Source organism: Arthrobacter sp. 2MCAF14 (assembly GCF_052115645.1).
In the GTDB taxonomy this organism is placed as follows: Bacteria; Actinomycetota; Actinomycetes; order Actinomycetales; family Micrococcaceae; genus Arthrobacter.
Map to the genome: position 1 here is coordinate 20,850 of NZ_JBFRHB010000012.1, position 16,427 is coordinate 37,276.

Annotated in this window: 12 protein-coding genes and 1 tRNA gene; 3 read left to right on the forward strand and 10 right to left on the reverse strand. The window is 62.7% G+C overall.

The window, feature by feature from the left end; translation table 11 throughout:
• Positions 1–43: 43 nt before the first annotated feature.
• Positions 44–1,006 carry a sigma factor gene (locus tag AB4074_RS10285; protein WP_441413303.1) on the reverse strand — a complete coding sequence of 321 codons (963 nt, stop codon included), beginning with the start codon at positions 1,004–1,006 and terminating at the stop codon, positions 44–46.
• Between the two features lie 131 nt (positions 1,007–1,137).
• On the opposite strand from AB4074_RS10285, the gene AB4074_RS10290 reads away from it, so the two are divergent.
• A complete protein-coding gene (locus tag AB4074_RS10290) occupies positions 1,138–1,461 on the forward strand; it encodes an ArsR/SmtB family transcription factor (RefSeq protein ID WP_441413304.1) in 324 nt (107 codons plus the stop codon).
• Here the strand turns inward: AB4074_RS10290 and AB4074_RS10295 are convergent.
• Entirely contained in the window at positions 1,415–1,918 is a 504-nt protein-coding gene (locus AB4074_RS10295; RefSeq protein WP_441413305.1) for a hypothetical protein, read from the reverse strand. The two genes, AB4074_RS10290 and AB4074_RS10295, sit on opposite strands and share 47 nt — an antisense overlap.
• A gap of 229 nt (positions 1,919–2,147) precedes the next feature.
• On the opposite strand from AB4074_RS10295, the gene AB4074_RS10300 reads away from it, so the two are divergent.
• Positions 2,148–2,453 (forward strand): helix-turn-helix domain-containing protein, encoded by a 306-nt coding sequence (locus AB4074_RS10300; RefSeq protein WP_441413306.1) that lies wholly within the window; start codon positions 2,148–2,150, stop codon positions 2,451–2,453.
• A gap of 263 nt (positions 2,454–2,716) precedes the next feature.
• Here the strand turns inward: AB4074_RS10300 and AB4074_RS10305 are convergent, their stop codons facing one another.
• Both AB4074_RS10305 and AB4074_RS10310 read right to left on the reverse strand, forming a co-directional pair.
• On the reverse strand, positions 2,717–3,847 hold the full coding sequence (locus AB4074_RS10305) for a tyrosine-type recombinase/integrase (RefSeq protein ID WP_441413307.1): 1,131 nt from the start codon (positions 3,845–3,847) through the stop codon (positions 2,717–2,719).
• A gap of 88 nt (positions 3,848–3,935) precedes the next feature.
• Positions 3,936–4,017: transfer RNA gene (locus AB4074_RS10310), tRNA-Leu, on the reverse strand.
• Between the two features lie 196 nt (positions 4,018–4,213).
• Here AB4074_RS10310 and AB4074_RS10315 point away from each other — a divergent pair.
• Entirely contained in the window at positions 4,214–4,819 is a 606-nt protein-coding gene (locus AB4074_RS10315; protein WP_269993486.1) for an ANTAR domain-containing response regulator, read from the forward strand.
• A 160-nt stretch (positions 4,820–4,979) separates the two neighbouring features.
• Here the strand turns inward: AB4074_RS10315 and pyk are convergent, their stop codons facing one another.
• The 6 genes from pyk to trpB form a co-directional block, all read right to left on the reverse strand.
• A complete protein-coding gene (gene pyk, locus AB4074_RS10320) occupies positions 4,980–6,479 on the reverse strand; it encodes a pyruvate kinase (protein ID WP_441413308.1) in 1,500 nt (499 codons plus the stop codon).
• A gap of 57 nt (positions 6,480–6,536) precedes the next feature.
• The gene (locus AB4074_RS10325) at positions 6,537–7,994 is read right to left on the reverse strand and encodes a glutamate synthase subunit beta (protein ID WP_441413309.1); all 1,458 of its coding nucleotides are present in this window, start codon (positions 7,992–7,994) and stop codon (positions 6,537–6,539) included.
• Entirely contained in the window at positions 7,987–12,600 is a 4,614-nt protein-coding gene (gene gltB / locus AB4074_RS10330; protein ID WP_441413310.1) for a glutamate synthase large subunit, read from the reverse strand. Before gltB ends, AB4074_RS10325 begins: the two co-directional genes overlap by 8 nt.
• Positions 12,601–12,861: 261 nt before the next feature.
• Complete coding sequence (lgt, locus tag AB4074_RS10335) at positions 12,862–14,094, reverse strand: prolipoprotein diacylglyceryl transferase (RefSeq protein WP_441413311.1); 1,233 nt, start codon at positions 14,092–14,094, stop codon at positions 12,862–12,864.
• 19 nt (positions 14,095–14,113) lie between these two features.
• Positions 14,114–14,926 carry a tryptophan synthase subunit alpha gene (trpA, locus tag AB4074_RS10340; protein WP_236817209.1) on the reverse strand — a complete coding sequence of 271 codons (813 nt, stop codon included), beginning with the start codon at positions 14,924–14,926 and terminating at the stop codon, positions 14,114–14,116.
• Entirely contained in the window at positions 14,926–16,323 is a 1,398-nt protein-coding gene (trpB, locus tag AB4074_RS10345) for a tryptophan synthase subunit beta (protein ID WP_441413312.1), read from the reverse strand. Before trpB ends, trpA begins: the two co-directional genes overlap by 1 nt.
• Positions 16,324–16,427 lie beyond the last annotated feature (104 nt).

Below are 16,427 nucleotides of genomic sequence, written 5' to 3' on the forward strand. Positions count from 1 at the left end.
CCTTGTCCCCTTCATTGCAAGCAGCACCGGCTCACGACATGACTCAAGGGGCCGTTGTCATTCCATTCCGGAGAATCCTCCACGACGCCTGATACAGGCGACGTGCAAAGCCGATCTGCACAGCGACATAGCGTTCTGTGACCCCGAGCTCCGCGGCCAAAGATTCCAGGGCTCGATTTCTCTCCGGCCCACGAACACCACGACGAACGATGGTCGATGCAACTCGCCGGAGCACTAGAGTCGGCAAGCATTCAGCTGCGTACTGGCAGAGATCTTCCAAGCTGCGGACGTCTGCCGGCTCCACGTCCAGGGCGCTTTGAACAGTCCTCGCCGTCTGGCGCACCACTGTCACCGCATGCCAGCGGCGGCGATCCTGTGGCGAGGGCGGACCGTATCGACGCGGCGCAGTACGACTGTCCATCGCTAGGGCCCAAACGCTCTCGTTCACACTGGCTCGGGTCAGGGTGATGATCGCTCGCGCCCATTCCTGGTCTATTACCCCGTCAGCGCCTCTGTCCCAGTTCCGGTCAATAGCCAGGACAGCGAGCGCGTCAGATGAACCCGGGCAATCACCGCAGCTTGGTTCGACCAGTAGCGGCAACGTCTGATGGGATAGCTCACGACGAATGTGCGCGGCGCACAGGTTTCCGGTCACTCCCTGTACCCACGCCTCAAAGCGAACACCGGGGAGTTGGCGATAGTGGCCGCGTGCGACTCCATCCCAGACGGCCAACCGGATGTCTTGCATGACGTCGTCCGCATCGCACGCTCGCCCGATCCGGGAGAGGTGGGAAACGACGTAAGGTCGTACCCCCTCGACGGCCACCATGATCTGGTCAACCGGAATTGGCACAGGCTCGAGAGGCCTAGTCAGGGAAACATCAATGGTCGCTGGTGGTGTTGGTTGTTTTTCTTGGGCTTGATTCGCCCCGTCTTCGACACTCATGGTCTTCACCGCTTCGACAAAAACAGACTCCAATAGTCCGACGCGGGTACCCCCGCACATGAGGTGTCAGCCCAGAATCGACCCCACCCACAATCGCAACAAAAGCTATGCAAACTATTGTCAAAAATAAGTAAAGTATCGTCAAGACTGCGGGACTTACTTTTCCGTACGCGTTCGGTAAGAATGGTTCCATGCCAAGGATTACCCAGCCCCACGACGACGCTTGGTCGTCCGACGTCGAGGCTGCCGTCGCGACCTTTGGCAATAGGTCGCGGAACGAAATCCTCCGCTATCTTTCAGCGCACGGCCCGGCAACACGCGGAGACATCGTGGATGCGGTGAGTGCCGGCGAGCCAAGCGTGGCCAAACACCTCCTGGCCCTCGAAGAGGCTGGAGCAATCATCGTCGACGTGGAACCCGGTCGGAGGCACGGCCGCTCACCGCGATACTCGGCCAACTCTGAGCGCATCAAGGCACTACTGGCGGCTCATCTTCAGTATCTGCTGGAGGAATAGCCGCAGCGCGTTCCCCCTCCGGATGGAGTCCGATGTCCTTGTTAAGGAATTCGGAGATCGCGCGCAGGGTTTCCGGCGATACATCCCCCAAGGTCCGCGCAGCAAATGACTTAACCCGGGCTGCCCGCAAAGACTTGACGAACTCAAGCTGAGAGTCGATTCGGTTCGGCAACGCGGCGTCGCCGCCAACCAAATAGGACGGATCGACGTTAAAGATGTCGCACAGGCCGGTCAGGAGGACCGGGTCTGTGACCAGTCGGCCGGACCCTTCCTTCATGTAAAACCAGCGAGCGCGCGAAAGCTTGATTCCCCGGTGAGCGAGTTCCGATTGAACTTCCTTAAATGTCACAGGCTTCCCCCGCTCGGCAACGACGACGTCGAGCAGCAGATTTAGACGGCGAGCAAGCTGGGTCTGGGGAGACAACGAGTCAGCCCTGCTCGTTCCGTGATCCCCCATCACCCACTCCCTTCATCGTCAACTGGCAGCGTCGCTCAGCTCCGTTCGAATTCGAGCCTCTGCGTCCCAGTATTCCGTGGGTGCCATGCCCGGGCAATCAGAGTTGCAATGAGGATCTTCCATCATTACTCCGCGAAGAGTAGCCTGCATCTGTAGACCCGTCTACAGCAAGCTGATCTTCATCGATATTTTGGCTGTGGTCTCCATGTCGAACATCCTGATGAATAGAATGCGAAGTCGGATTGTCCGGTTCCTCATCAGAAACGGGCCAGCCACCAGCGCCGATATCGCTTCGGCTCTCCAGGCATCTTCGCCGACGATCCGCCGCCACCTTGAGCTAATGCGTGGTGCCGGGCTTGTGGAACGTGCAGACCAACGATTCAGCGTCCGCACTGAACTAGTCCGGGAACAAGCCACCGAAACTGCTTCCACTTTCGGCCTCACTGTCATGCCGGACAAACCGCAAATACCCATGAACGAGGGCAGAATTGCAAAGCCTTTTCCCCAGGAACGCAACAACGAAAGGATCGAGTGAACACATGAAACTCGAATTCTTCGAGCCAGCGGAGGCTGCCACGGTACTCAAGTGTTCCGAGGCCTGGCTGCGCGAAGGAGCGGCCAAAGGCGAGTTCCCCCATGTCGTTTGGGGGAAGGGGAAGATCATTTTCACCTCGGGCCATCTGAAGGAAATTGCTCAGCTGCGTGAGGTCCGGGCAAGTCCCTCGTCAACGCCCGCTCCGAGATTGATCGGGACGCGGGCCCGGCCGCAACAGAGATACTCGTAGCGCGGGAGCGACTCTAACCCCTCCAAACAATCGCAGAGCGCTCGACGGCGTCGGCCGCATCTTGGAGCGCTTGCGGCATCAAGTGTCCGTAAACCTGTTCCGTGGTGCGAGTTGACGCATGCCCCAGGCGTCTGGAGACCGTGAAGAGGGACACACCATCCTGAATCAACCAGGAGGCATGGGTGTGACGAAGGTCGTGAATTCGGGGCGACTTCGTCAAGCCGAGGGCTTGGGCCGCCTGCACTGCCGGCATCCAGTAGTGGTGCCAATAGAGCTTGTGAATGATGCGTTCACCCTTGGGCGTTGTGAACAGGAGTTCCGATCCTGGCCGACTGGCCACCAACGGAATCAGAACCTCAACCAAATGCGGGTTCAGCGAAACCGTCCTTTTCCCGGCCCCCGTTTTGGTCGCGCCGATATAGAACTCGGAGTCGGCCCCTCGCTTCCACGCCTTGTTGATCCGCATTGTTGCTGGCTTGGACATGAGATCCACGTCCGCAACCGTCACGGCAGTCGCTTCACCAAAGCGAGTACCAGTCATCACCAAGAACTCGGTGAACGCTTTGTGCCGCTCACCCATGCATTCCAGGATCAGTCCAAATTCAGCGTGCGTCAGGAAGCGCGCCTCATCCTCGGCTTTTTCACTAGAGGGAAGCTGGACGCCTCGGCAAGGATTGTCCTTCCGATAGCCCAGCATGACGGCAGTCTCCATGGCGGCAAAGATCAAACCATGGTTATTCTTGATGGTCTTGGGAGACCTACCTTTTTCCTGCATCGTCTTGATCCAGTAAGTCAGGTGCCGATAGTCGAGCTTGTCGACCGGAATATGCCCAATGACGTCAGCGATATGCAACGTCAGCATGGTTTGGTAAGTGTGCACCGTTCCGGAAGAAGGACGGACCAGAAGGTTGATGTGCTCTTGGATCACAGCTGCCACAGTCGGCGCTTTGGTCTGGTTCTGCACCATCGCATGCTGAGCGATTTCGAACGACTGGTTGTTGGCGTCCAGGAGACGTTTCAGTGTCTGCGCTTCAGCCGACGTCGAGAAGGTGATCCCCTCTTGTTTTCGCGTCTCGGGGTTGCGCCAGCGGACCGTATAAGATGACGATCCGTCCGATTTTTTGCGTTCCCAAATGCTGGCCATGCCTAAAATTCTAGGCTTCGTGTGCACAGAAAACGAGTTTCTGTGCACACTCACCAGCCCAAAACCGCTCTGACCTGCGAAAACACTGTGCCCGAGGTGGGACTCGAACCCACACACCTTTCGATACCGCATTTTGAGTGCGGCGCGTCTGCCAATTCCGCCACTCGGGCGCGGAAACACCGAAACAAGACTAACCGACGTCGGGCTCTTCACAGAACTCAACGCTCCCTGTTGCAGTGCGCGAAACTACTCTACATGCAGATAGGCTAATTTCCAGAACCGGCTCGGCGGAGCAATAAATCATACGCAGGGACCGGGTGCAACTAAGATGGTTGAGAACCCGCCGTACGTCTTGAAGGAGATCCCGTGTCAGAACAGACGGAGTCCAAGCCCGCATCCCAGCCGGCACGCCGAGTAGTTGTCGCAGAGGATGAGACCCTCATCCGCCTGGACATCATCGAGATCTTGAAGGGCGAAGGCTACGACGTTGTCGGTGAGGCCGACAACGGTGAGAAGGCTGTCCAGCTGGCCGAGGAACTGAAGCCGGACCTGGTCCTCATGGACGTCAAGATGCCTGTCATGGACGGCATCTCAGCAGCGGAGAAGATCGTCAAGGCGAGAATCGCTCCCGTGGTCCTCCTGACGGCCTTCAGCCAGAAGGAGCTCGTGGAGCGCGCCCGCGACGCCGGGGCCATGGCCTACGTCGTCAAGCCATTCACTCCGGCCGATTTGATCCCGGCTATCGAAATCGCGCTTTCCCGCCATGAGGAGATCAGGGCCCTCGAGAACGAGGTAACCGACCTTCAGGAGCAGTTCGCCACGCGCAAGCTTGTGGAGCGCGCCAAGAGCCTCCTGACCACGAAGATGGGACTCACGGAGCCGGAAGCCTTCCGTTGGATCCAGAAGACCTCCATGGACCGTCGCCTCAGCATGCGCGAGGTCGCCGAGACGATCATCAACCAGGTCAACTAGCACTCACCAGCGAAGGGCGCCGCTTCCAATGGGATAGCGGCGCCCTTCGTCGTCCCCGGATCGAGCCCCCGGACACCCGCCGCCGCGACGAACGAACCCCAAAACAAGACAAAGGAGGCCCCGCCAAAACGGCGGAGCCTCCTAAACAGAGCTAAAGAGATCAGGCCTTCGACTTGGCCTTCTTCTTTTCAGGCCACGGTCCGACCTTTTCCTTGCGGGCTGCGGCCTCTTCCACACGGGAAGTGTCCGCAAGGTCGCCCACCCTGTGGACCTTGAGCGAGTTCGTGGAACCGGCCTGTCCGGGAGGCGAACCGGCAGCGATGACCACAAGGTCGCCGTTCTCCACGATCTTCATCTCGAGGAGGCTGCGGTCCACCTGGGCCGTCATGGCGTCAGTGTGACCCACCATGGGGACCAGGACGGGCTGGATGCCCCAGGTCAGCGCCAGCTGGTTCCAAACGTGCTCCACCGGGGTGAAGGCGAACACCGGCTTGACGGGACGCAGGCGGGACAGGCGGCGGGCAGAGTCGCCGGACTGGGTGAAAGTACAGATGTACTTTGCGTCCAGCTGGTCGGCGATTTCGACAGCGGCACGCGTGATGGCGCCACCGCGGGTCTTGGGCTTGGTGCCGAGCGGAGGAACGCGCTCAAGACCGTGCTCTTCAGTGGACTCGATGATGCGGGCCATGGTCTTGACCGTCTCGATCGGGAACTTGCCCACGCTGGTCTCACCCGAGAGCATGACTGCGTCGGCGCCGTCGAGCACTGCGTTGGCGCAGTCCGAAGCCTCGGCACGGGTGGGGCGCGGGTTGTCGATCATCGATTCAAGAACCTGTGTGGCAACGATGACCGGCTTGGCCCAGCGGCGTGCCAGTTCGATGGCGCGCTTCTGGACGATCGGCACTTCCTCGAGCGGGAGTTCCACGCCGAGGTCGCCACGGGCAACCATGATGGCGTCGAACGCGTCGATGATTTCGTGGAGTTGCTCCACTGCCTGCGGCTTCTCGATCTTGGCGATGACCGGCACGCGGCGGCCCTCTTCGTCCATGATTTCGTGCACGCGCTTGATGTCGGACGCATCGCGGACGAAGGACAGTGCCACCATGTCGACACCGCGCCTCATGGCCCAGCGGAGATCGTCCTCGTCCTTTTCGCTCAGAGCGGGGACGTTGACGGCAACGCCGGGCAGGTTGATGCCCTTGTTGTTGGAGACCCAGCCACCGACGGTCACGGTGGCGACCACCTTGACGTCGTCGACCTCGATGGCGCGCAGTGCAACCTTGCCGTCGTCGATCAGCAGTGCATCGCCGACGTTGACGTCTTCGGTCAGGCTCTTGAGCGTGGTGGAGCAGATGTCCTTGGTGCCCGGGACGTCCTCGGTGGTGATGGTGAAGGTGTCACCGACGTGGAGCTCGTGGGGGCCGTCGACAAATCGACCCAGGCGGATCTTCGGGCCCTGCAGGTCAGCCATGATGGCAACCGGCTTGTGAAGCTGGGCGGCGGCTTTGCGGACGTTCTCGTACGTGGTGTCGTGTACCGAGTAGTCGCCATGGCTCATGTTCATGCGGGCGACGTCGACGCCGGCTTCCAGCACCGCGAGGGTGTTGTCAAAGCTGGAAATTGCCGGTCCGAACGTTGCCACGATTTTTGCGCGTCTCATATACCTACCCTAGTAGTGTGCTGCAGTTGGAGTTGGGAAAGCGTCGTGCGCCGGTCCTTAGAGGACCGCAATAGCCCGGTCGGTGGGAGCCACCGGCGCGGGGAGAATGGTGCTGCCCATGAGGTACTTGTCGACGGCGGCAGCGCAGGCGCGGCCTTCGGCGATCGCCCAGACAATCAAGGATTGCCCGCGGCCGGCATCGCCCGCCACGAAGACGCCCTCGGTGTTGGTCATGTAGTACCCGTCTCGGGCCACATTGCCGCGGCCATCGAATTCTGCGCTGACCTGTTCGGTGATACCGGCAGGTTCCGCACCCGTAAAGCCGAGCGACAGGAAGACCAGGTCGGCAGGAAGTACGCGCTCCGTTCCGGCCTTCGGGAGGCGCTTGCCGTCCACGAACTCGGTCTCGGCGACCTTGACCCCTGTGAGCTTGCCGTTTTCGCCGACAAACTCGACGGTCGAGGCGAGGTAGGTGCGTTCGCCGCCCTCTTCGTGTGCGCTGGCAACCTCGAACAGGGTGGGGAACGTCGGCCATGGCTGGTGCGTGGCGCGCTCAAGCGGCGGCTGCTTGCCGATCGCGAGGGTGGTGACGGATGCGGCGCCGTGGCGATGTGCTGTGCCGAGGCAGTCGGCGCCGGTGTCGCCGCCGCCAAGGATGATCACGTGCTTGCCCTTGGCGTCGATCTGACCCTCCACAGTTTCGCCGGCAACCACGCGGTTGGCGGGCACCAGGTAGTCCATGGCGAAGTGGATGCCTTCGAGATCGCGGCCGGGGATGGGAAGGTCGCGCGGAACGGTGGCACCGGTGGCGATCACCACGGAGTCGTAACGGCGGCGCAATTGCTCCCACGTCACGTCGCTTCCGACCGCCACACCGGTGCGGAAGCGGGTGCCCTCGGCCTTCATCTGCTCGACGCGGCGGTCGACCTGTTCCTTCTCCATCTTGAAGTCGGGGATGCCATAGCGCAACAGTCCCCCGATCTTGTCATCGCGCTCGTAGACGGCCACGGTGTGGCCGACGCGCGTCAGCTGCTGTGCGACGGCAAGACCTGCGGGACCGGAGCCGACGACGGCGACCGTCTTGCCGGAGAGACGCGCCGGCGGAAGCGGTTGTACCCAGCCGTTTTCGAAGGCGTCGTCGATGATCGAAACTTCAACCTGCTTGATAGTCACGGCGGGCTGGTTGATGCCCAAAACACAGGACGCTTCACACGGCGCAGGACACAAGCGGCCCGTGAACTCCGGGAAGTTGTTCGTCGCGTGCAGGCGCTCGATCGCTTCCTCGCCCTTGCCGCGCCACGTGAGGTCGTTCCACTCAGGGATGAGGTTCCCCAGGGGGCAGCCCTGGTGGCAGAACGGAACACCGCAGTCCATGCAGCGGCCTGCCTGGCTCTTGAGCACGCCCTTGTCCTGGGCTTCATACACTTCTTTCCAGTCCATGATGCGGACGGGAACAGGACGGCGTGGCTGCGTCTCGCGCTGCCGGACTTTCAGAAATCCGCGTGGATCAGCCACCGGTTACCTCCAGGATTCGAGACCATACTTCTTCGCCATCGGGATCAAGGCCCTCTTCGATAGCGTCGAGACGGGTTTGCAGGACTGCGGCGTAGTCGCGCGGCAGAACTTTGGTGATGCGGGCGGCTGTGTCATCGAAGTTCTCGAGCAAGCGGCCTGCGAGGACGGATTCGGTTTCTTCCAGGTGCTTGACCAGGAGGCCGTGGACGATGGTGCGGTCCTCGTCGTCAAGCTCAAGCAACTGCAGTTCGCCGGAATCCAAGGCCTGCTTGTTGACCCGGGCAGGCTGGAGGTCCAGCACGTAGGCGGTACCTCCGGACATGCCGGCACCGAAGTTACGGCCGGTGCGGCCGATGATCAGCGTCTGGCCGCCGGTCATGTACTCGCAGCCATGGTCACCGATGCCTTCGACGACGGCGGTGGCGCCCGAGTTGCGAACCATGAAGCGTTCGCCCACCTGGCCACGCAGGAACATTTCGCCGCTCGTGGCGCCGTAGCCGATCACGTTGCCGGCGATGACGTTGCGCTCCGCCTGGAAAACGTTGGTGCGGTCCGGGCGGACGATGATCCGTCCACCGGAGAGCCCCTTGCCGACGTAGTCGTTGGAGTCGCCGAACATGCGCAGGGTGATGCCGGCCGGAAGGAAGGCTCCCAGCGACTGCCCGGCGGTGCCCTTCAGCGTGATGTCGATGGTGTCGGTGGCGAGCACATCGATGCCGAACGTCTTGGTGACGACGTGCCCCAGCATGGTGCCGACAGAACGGTCCGTGTTGATGACGTCAACGGCGATCTTCACCGGTGTGCGGTCGCTCAAGGCTTCCGCTGCCATGCCGATGAGGCGCTGGTCGAAGTGCTTGTCCAGCTCGTGGTTCTGGCCGGTGAGGTTCCGCAGGGGAACGTCGTCGTCGAACTCGAGGCCGTGCAGGATCGGGTCGAGGTCCAGGCCATCGGCCTTCCAGTGGTCCACGGCTTCGCGGGTGTCCAGGACTTCGGCGTGGCCGATGGCCTCTTCGAGGCTGCGGAACCCGAGTTCGGCAAGCAGCTCACGGACTTCCTCGGCAAGGAATTCGAAGAAGTTGACCACGAATTCGGGCTTGCCTGTGAAGCGCGAACGAAGCTCCGGGTTCTGGGTTGCGACGCCGACCGGGCAGGTATCGAGGTGGCAGACGCGCATCATGATGCAGCCAGACACCACGAGGGGCGCGGTTGCGAAACCGTACTCCTCGGCACCCAGCAGCGCAGCGATGACGACGTCGCGGCCCGTCTTGAGCTGGCCGTCCACCTGAACGACGACGCGGTCGCGGAGCCCGTTGAGCATGAGCGTCTGCTGGGTCTCGGCGAGGCCGAGCTCCCAGGGAACACCCGCATGCTTGAGCGAGTTCAGCGGCGAGGCGCCGGTTCCGCCGTCGTGCCCTGAGACGAGCACGACGTCGGCCTTCGCCTTGGTGACGCCGGACGCCACAGTGCCGATCCCGACTTCGGACACCAGCTTCACGTGCACGCGCGCCGAGGGGTTGGCCCGCTTGGCGTCGTAGATGAGCTGCGCGAGATCCTCGATCGAGTAGATGTCGTGGTGCGGGGGCGGGGAAATGAGCCCGACGCCGGGGGTTGAGTGGCGGGTCCGGGCTACCCAGGGGTAGACCTTCTGCGCCATAAGCTGGCCGCCTTCACCGGGCTTGGCGCCCTGGGCCATCTTGATCTGGATGTCCTCGGCGTTGGTCAGGTACAGGCTAGTCACGCCGAAACGGCCGGAGGCGATCTGTTTGATCGCGGAGCGGCGCTCAGGGTCCAGCAGGCGATCCACGTCTTCGCCGCCTTCACCGGTGTTGGACTTGGCGCCCAGCCGGTTCATGGCGATTGCGAGGGTCTCGTGTGCTTCCTTGGAGATGGAACCGTAGCTCATCGCTCCGGTGGAGAAGCGCTTCACGATGCTGGAAACCGGCTCGACTTCTTCGAGGGGCACTGCGGGGCGCAGTGTGTCCTTGAACTTCAAGAGCCCACGGAGGGTCATGAGGTTCTCGGACTGGTCGTCGATTCCCTTGGTGTAGGACTTGAAGATGTCGTAGCGGCGTTCACGCGTGGCGTGCTGCAGGCGGAAGACAGTCTCCGGGTTGAACAGGTGCGGTTCGCCGTCGCGGCGCCACTGGTATTCGCCGCCGCCGAGGAGCGGACGGTGCGGCAGCTCGATGCCGCCTTCCGGGTAGGCCATCTGGTGGCGCGCGGAAACTTCGGCGGCGATGACGTCCAGGCCGACGCCACCCAGCTGGGAGTGGGTGCCGGAGAAGAATTCGTCCACGAGGTCCTGGGACAGGCCCAGGGCTTCGAAAGTCTGCGCGCCGGTATAGGAGGCCACCGTGGAAATGCCCATCTTGGACATGATCTTCAGCACACCCTTGCCGAGGCCCTTGATGAGGTTGTAGACGCCGTCCTCGGGAGTCACACCAACCACTTCGCCGGTGCTGATGAGCTGCTCCACGGATTCCATGGCCAGGTAAGGGTTCACGGCGGAAGCGCCGAATCCCACCAGCACAGCCACGTGGTGCGTTTCGCGGACGTCGCCGGCCTCGACCACCAGGGCGGTCTTGGTGCGGTTCGCGCTGCGGAGCAAGTGGTGGTGGACGGCACTGACGAGCAACAGCGACGGAATCGGGGCCCACTGCGCGTTGGAGTCGCGGTCGGACAGCACGATGTACTGCACGCCGCGGTTGATCGCGCCGGAAACCTGCTCGCAGATTTCGGTCAGGCGGCTGCGGAGTGCTGCTTCGCCGCCCTCCGGACGGTACAGGCCGCGGACCTTCATGGCGACCTTGTCGCCGTCGGCGTTTTCGATGTTGGCGATCTTCGCGAGCTGGTCGTTGTTGATCACCGGGAACGGCAGGGAGATCTGCGGCTGGCGGACCTGCCCGACGTCGAGAAGGTTGCCGTTGGGACCAATGGCGCACGTCAGCGAGGTGACAAGCTCTTCACGGATCGCGTCCAGCGGCGGGTTGGTGACCTGTGCGAAGGACTGCACGAAGTAGTCGAACAGCAGGCGCGGGCGCTTGGACAGCACGGCAACCGGCGTGTCGGAACCCATGGCGCCGAGCGGTTCGGCCCCCGTGCGGGCCATCGGCCCGAGGAGGATCTTCAGTTCTTCGGTGGTGTAACCGAAAGTCCGCTGGCGGATGTTCACGGACGCAGCCGTGTGCAGCACATGCTCGCGCTCAGGGAGATCGTTGAGGTCGATCAGGTTGTCCTTGACCCATTCAGCCCAAGGGTTGGCCGCGGCCACCTCGGCCTTGACCTCGGCGTCGTCGATGATGCGACCGGCTTCGGTGTCCACCAGGAACATCTTGCCCGGCGAAACACGGCCCTTCTTGACTACCTTGGCTGGCTCGACCTCGATCACGCCGACTTCGGAGGCGAAGATGATCAAGCCATCTTCGGTGATCCAGTAACGGCCGGGGCGCAAGCCATTGCGGTCAAGGGTTGCACCAACAAGGTTGCCGTCGGTGAAGGACACTGCTGCAGGACCGTCCCACGGCTCCATGAGCAGCGAGTGGTACTCGTAGAAGGCTCGGCGCGCAGGATCCATCGTGGCGTGGTTTTCCCACGCCTCGGGGATCATCATCATGATCGAGTGCGTGATGGGCCGCCCGGAAAGCCAGAGCAGCTCGGCAACCTCATCGAAGGACGCGGAGTCCGAGGCGCCCGGCGTGCAGATGGGGTACAACTCCTCCGGGGAATCGCCCAGCAACGGGTTCGCAAGTTGGGACTGGCGCGCCCGCATCCAGTTCCGGTTGCCCTTGACGGTGTTGATTTCACCGTTGTGGGCAATGGTACGGAAGGGCTGGGCGAGCGGCCACGACGGGAACGTGTTCGTGGAGAAACGCGAGTGCACAATGGCCAGCTTGGTCTTGAAGCGCTTGTCCGAGAGATCCGGGTAAAACGGCTCCAGCTGGGCGGTGGTCAACATGCCCTTGTACACGATGGTGCGCGAGGACAGCGACGGGAAGTACACACCGAACTTGTTCTGGGCACGCTTGCGGACACGCCACGCCCGGGAGTCCAGTTCATTCCGGTCCAGCACCTCGCCCGTGGCGGAAGCGAGGAACGGCTGCGCGAAGTAAGGCATGCAGGCACGGGCCATGGCGCCGACCAGATCCCCGACTACCGGCACTTCACGCCAGCCAAGAACCGTCAGGCCCTCATCGATTGCAAGCGCCTCGATGCCGGCCTTCGCGTTCTCGGCTTCGGGGGTTTCGGCTGGCAGGAAAGCAGTACCCACCACGTATTGGCCGGGTGCGGGGAGCTCGAACTCAGTGACGGCCCGGAAGAATTCGTCCGGAACCTGCATGAGGAGCCCGGCGCCGTCGCCCGTGCCTTCGTCGGCGCCCACCGCGCCGCGGTGTTCAAGGTTGCGCAGGGCAGTCAGGGCCGCTTCCACGATGTCATAGCCGGGTTCGCCGCGCAGCGTGGCGATAATGGCCAGGCCACAAGCGTCCTTCTCCTGCTCGGGGTTGTAGAGTCCCTGGGCTTCCGGGAGCGCAGCGAAACGCTTGAAGGGCGAGATGGCCCCCTGCGGTTCGACTGATTCGGACCAGCTTGGGTTATGAAGATGGGTCATTGAAGACGTCCTTCCTCGAGATCGTGCGAATGGAAGGGACAACGTTGGCCCCACCTTGCCTGCCGTGTGACGGGCATAACAAAGCGCTAGTTACTTGAAATTGTAGGTCAGCAGGCAAGACGCAACGAACAGTTACGCATGTCCCTGACCCAAGCTTGACCGCGGAGCCTCTGTGTGCTGCCGGGCGACTGCCAAGGTGCCACGACGCTGTGGCCGGGGGTCTCTGGGCGGTAGCCCGGTTCCCCTGTGCCGTAGCGCTGGCTACTTGGTGCTGCCAGCTTCCGGCCCGGATCCGGGGGCGCTGCTGGCGGAGGTTTCGGTGGACGCGGAGCCGGAATCCGACGTGACGCCGGCATGTGACTCCTCGGCCGTTTCCGTAGGCTCAGCAGTATGGCCCAGATCGCTTTGGTTATTCCGGAGATTACCATGCGCACCGGTATCTGAGACAGATCCGTCCGCATCATGGGCCTTCGTATCGGTCACAATTGTTCTGTTCGTCTCAACAGCAGTCGCCTCAGCAGCAGTCGTCTCATCGTCCCCGGCACTTGGGTCAACCGCGGCGGGCTCGTCCTCTTCGGCGGTCACCGCGGCCGGTTCCCTGCCGGGAAGGTACGCGGTGTCCGGCTCCGGCCTGCCGCGCAGGCTCAGGACGATGAAGATGATGAGCGCTGCGACGAAGACGAAGATGCTGGTCCACACGTTGAGCCGTGTGGTGATGCCGAAGAGGTTGATCTGTTCCGCATCGTCAATCCGCAACGCTTCGATCCAGACGCGACCAAGCGTGTAGTAGATGGCGTACAGCCAGAAGAGCCTGCCCCGGCGGAAATGGAAGCGGCGGTCCAGGACCAGGAGGACCACGACGCCGATGATGTTCCAGAGGGATTCGTAAAGGAACGTCGGGTGGAACAGGGTGTCACTCGGCATCCCGGCCGGGAAATTGGGGCTGTTGGGATCTATTTGGAGGCCCCATGGCAAGGTGGTGGGTCCGCCGAAGAGTTCCTGGTTGAACCAGTTTCCCCAACGCCCGATCGCTTGCGCCAGCAGGAGCCCGGGGGCTGCGGCGTCGAGGAAGGCAGTGAGCTTGACGCCGGAACGGCGGCAACCGAGCCAGGCACCGACAACGCCGAGAACCACGGCACCCCAGATGCCCAGGCCACCCCGCCAGATCTGCGGGATCAGGGAGAGGTCGCCCGTGCCGTTGAAGCCCGGGCCGAAGTACGCGTCCGGCGAGGAGATCACGTGGTAAAGGCGGCCGCCGACAATGCCGAACGGGATCGCCCAGATGGCAATGTCCCACAGGCTGCCTTCGGGAGTACCGCGGCGCTTCCAGCGCACGGCGGTGAGCCACAGGCCCAGGATGATGCCCAGGAGAATGCACAGGGCGTACGCGTGGATGCGGAGAGTCCCCCACGGCAGCGGAATATCAAATCCGGACCATGAGGGGCTCGGAATGCTCATGGGAGCCATTGCCGCGACGTGGAGGAGACTCTGCATTGTCTACGCTTTTCCTTTTCTAGGCCTGCGCTGTTGCACGGCCGAGGCCGGCGCTGAGGTTCTTGGTGAGTTGCGCGACGGCGTCAACGCCGCCGTCGCGGATTGCCGCAACCAGCGCGGTACCGACGATCACGCCGTCCGCGTAAGCGGCAATCTCGCGGACATGGTCCGCGGTGGAGACCCCGAGCCCGACACAAACCCGTTCGGCACCGGCTGCATGCGTATCGGCCACAACCTTCTCCGCGGCGCTGCTGACTGACTGCCGGGCTCCGGTGACACCCATGATGGAAACGGCGTAGACGAAACCGCGGCTTGCCTCCACTGTCATGGCCAGGCGTTCGGGAGTGGACGACGGGGCCACGAGGAAGACCCGGTCGAGTCCGTATTTGTCCGAAGCTTCAAACCATTCGGCTGCCTCGTCCGGAATGAGGTCCGGCGTGATGAGTCCGGCTCCCCCCGCCTCGGCGAGCCTGCGTGAGAACTCGTCGACGCCCATGCGCATCACCGGGTTCCAGTAGGTCATGACCAACACGGCGGCGTCGGTAGCTGCGGTGATGCCCGCTACCACGTCGAAGACGCTGGCGACGCGGAAGCCGTTGGCGATGGCCTCTGTGGTCGCAGCCTGGATGACAGCGCCGTCCATGACGGGGTCCGAATACGGGATGCCGATTTCAATGAGGTCCGCGCCGTTGCGCGCCATGGCGATGCCGGCGTCGATGCTTGACTGAACGTCCGGGTAACCTGCCGGCAGGTATCCGATCAACGCGGCCCGGCCTTGTGCCTTCGCGCGGTCGATCGCGGCAGCGGACTTGCTGGTCATCTGCTCAGTCATCAGTTCTGGTCTCCGTTTGCGGCTTCAGGGCTTGCTTCTTCAGTGCTAATCTCAAGGTTGCTGCGTTCGGACGGGCCCTTGGGCTTGCGCGTGGAGAGGGTGGTGCCCTTGACGTTGCCGTTTTCATCCAGCATGTCGAACCATTCGGCGGCCGTTTCCACGTCCTTGTCACCGCGCCCGGACAGGTTCACGATGATGATCGTGTCGGCCGGTTTTTCCTTGCCTTCGGTCAGTTGTTTTCCCACCTTGATGGCACCGGCGAGGGCGTGCGAGGACTCGATGGCGGGGATGATGCCTTCTGTCCGGCAAAGCAGGCGGAACGCGTCCATGGCCTCGGTGTCCGTGATGGGCTCGTACGTTACGCGGCCGATGTCCGCGAGGTAGGAGTGCTCCGGACCGACGCTCGGGTAGTCGAGGCCGGCGGAAATCGAGTGGGACTCGATGGTCTGGCCGTCTTCGTCCTGCATGAGGTAGGACCGGGCACCATGGAGCACGCCGGGGCGTCCGAGGGTGATGGCGGCCGCGTGGCGCCCTGTTTCGACACCGTCGCCGCCGGCTTCAAAACCGTAGATCTTCACGGAGGCGTCGTCCAGGAAGCTGTGGAAGATGCCGATGGCATTGGAACCGCCACCGATGCAGGCACACACGGCGTCCGGAAGTTTGCCGGTCTGTTCCAGGATCTGCGCGCGCGCTTCCTCGCCGATGACCTCGTGGAAGAAGCGCACCATCGCCGGGAACGGGTGCGCACCCGCCGCGGTGCCCAGCAAGTAGTGGGTGTTGTCCACATTGGAAACCCAGTCGCGGAGGGCGTCGTTGATGGCGTCCTTGAGCGTCTGCGATCCATTGGTTACGGGAACCACGGTGGCGCCCAGGAGCTGCATACGGGCCACGTTGAGTGCCTGGCGGCGGCAATCCTCGGCGCCCATGTAGACGACGCATTCCAGTCCGAGCAGGGCCGCGGCGGTGGCGCTGGCAACGCCGTGCTGGCCGGCGCCGGTCTCCGCGATGACGCGGGTCTTGCCCATGCGCTTCGCGAGCAAGGCCTGGCCGAGGACGTTGTTGATCTTGTGGGATCCGGTGTGGTTCAGGTCTTCGCGCTTGAGGAAGATGCGCGCCCCGCCGGCGTGCTGGGAGAAACGCTTGGCTTCCGTGAGAAGCGACGGACGGCCCGAGTAGTTCTTGTTGAGGTCTTTCAGCTGGGCAAGGAACTCAGGATCGGCTTTGGCTTTCTCAAATGTGTCCTCGACTTCATCCAGGGCGGCGATGAGGGACTCGGGCATCCAGCGTCCACCGTAAGAGCCGAAGTACGGCCCTGCGGCGTTGCGGAGCGAGGCTCCACCTTGTAGGAATGCGTCGGCCACATTCTCTTGCGAGTTGGCTGTTGATGCGTCCACCATCAGTCTCACCGTCCTGTTCAGTTGGTAGTTGGGTTTTTCCAGGGCCGCAGGACAGCTACCAGCCGCGATGTCTGCTGCTGTCCGGGTCCACGCCGCGAATCAGG

Bases quoted from the DNA above. Each gene is read 5' to 3' on its own strand.
- AB4074_RS10285 (WP_441413303.1), bottom strand. From the start codon at position 1,006: ATGTGCGGGGGTACCCGCGTCGGACTATTGGAGTCTGTTTTTGTCGAA.
- AB4074_RS10290 (WP_441413304.1), top strand. From the start codon at position 1,138: ATGCCAAGGATTACCCAGCCCCACGACGACGCTTGGTCGTCCGACGTC.
- AB4074_RS10295 (WP_441413305.1), bottom strand. From the start codon at position 1,918: ATGGGGGATCACGGAACGAGCAGGGCTGACTCGTTGTCTCCCCAGACC.
- AB4074_RS10300 (WP_441413306.1), top strand. From the start codon at position 2,148: ATGCGAAGTCGGATTGTCCGGTTCCTCATCAGAAACGGGCCAGCCACC.
- AB4074_RS10305 (WP_441413307.1), bottom strand. From the start codon at position 3,847: ATGGCCAGCATTTGGGAACGCAAAAAATCGGACGGATCGTCATCTTAT.
- pyk (WP_441413308.1), bottom strand. From the start codon at position 6,479: ATGAGACGCGCAAAAATCGTGGCAACGTTCGGACCGGCAATTTCCAGC.
- gltB (WP_441413310.1), bottom strand. From the start codon at position 12,600: ATGACCCATCTTCATAACCCAAGCTGGTCCGAATCAGTCGAACCGCAG.
- lgt (WP_441413311.1), bottom strand. From the start codon at position 14,094: ATGCAGAGTCTCCTCCACGTCGCGGCAATGGCTCCCATGAGCATTCCG.
- trpA (WP_236817209.1), bottom strand. From the start codon at position 14,926: ATGACTGAGCAGATGACCAGCAAGTCCGCTGCCGCGATCGACCGCGCG.
- trpB (WP_441413312.1), bottom strand. From the start codon at position 16,323: ATGGTGGACGCATCAACAGCCAACTCGCAAGAGAATGTGGCCGACGCA.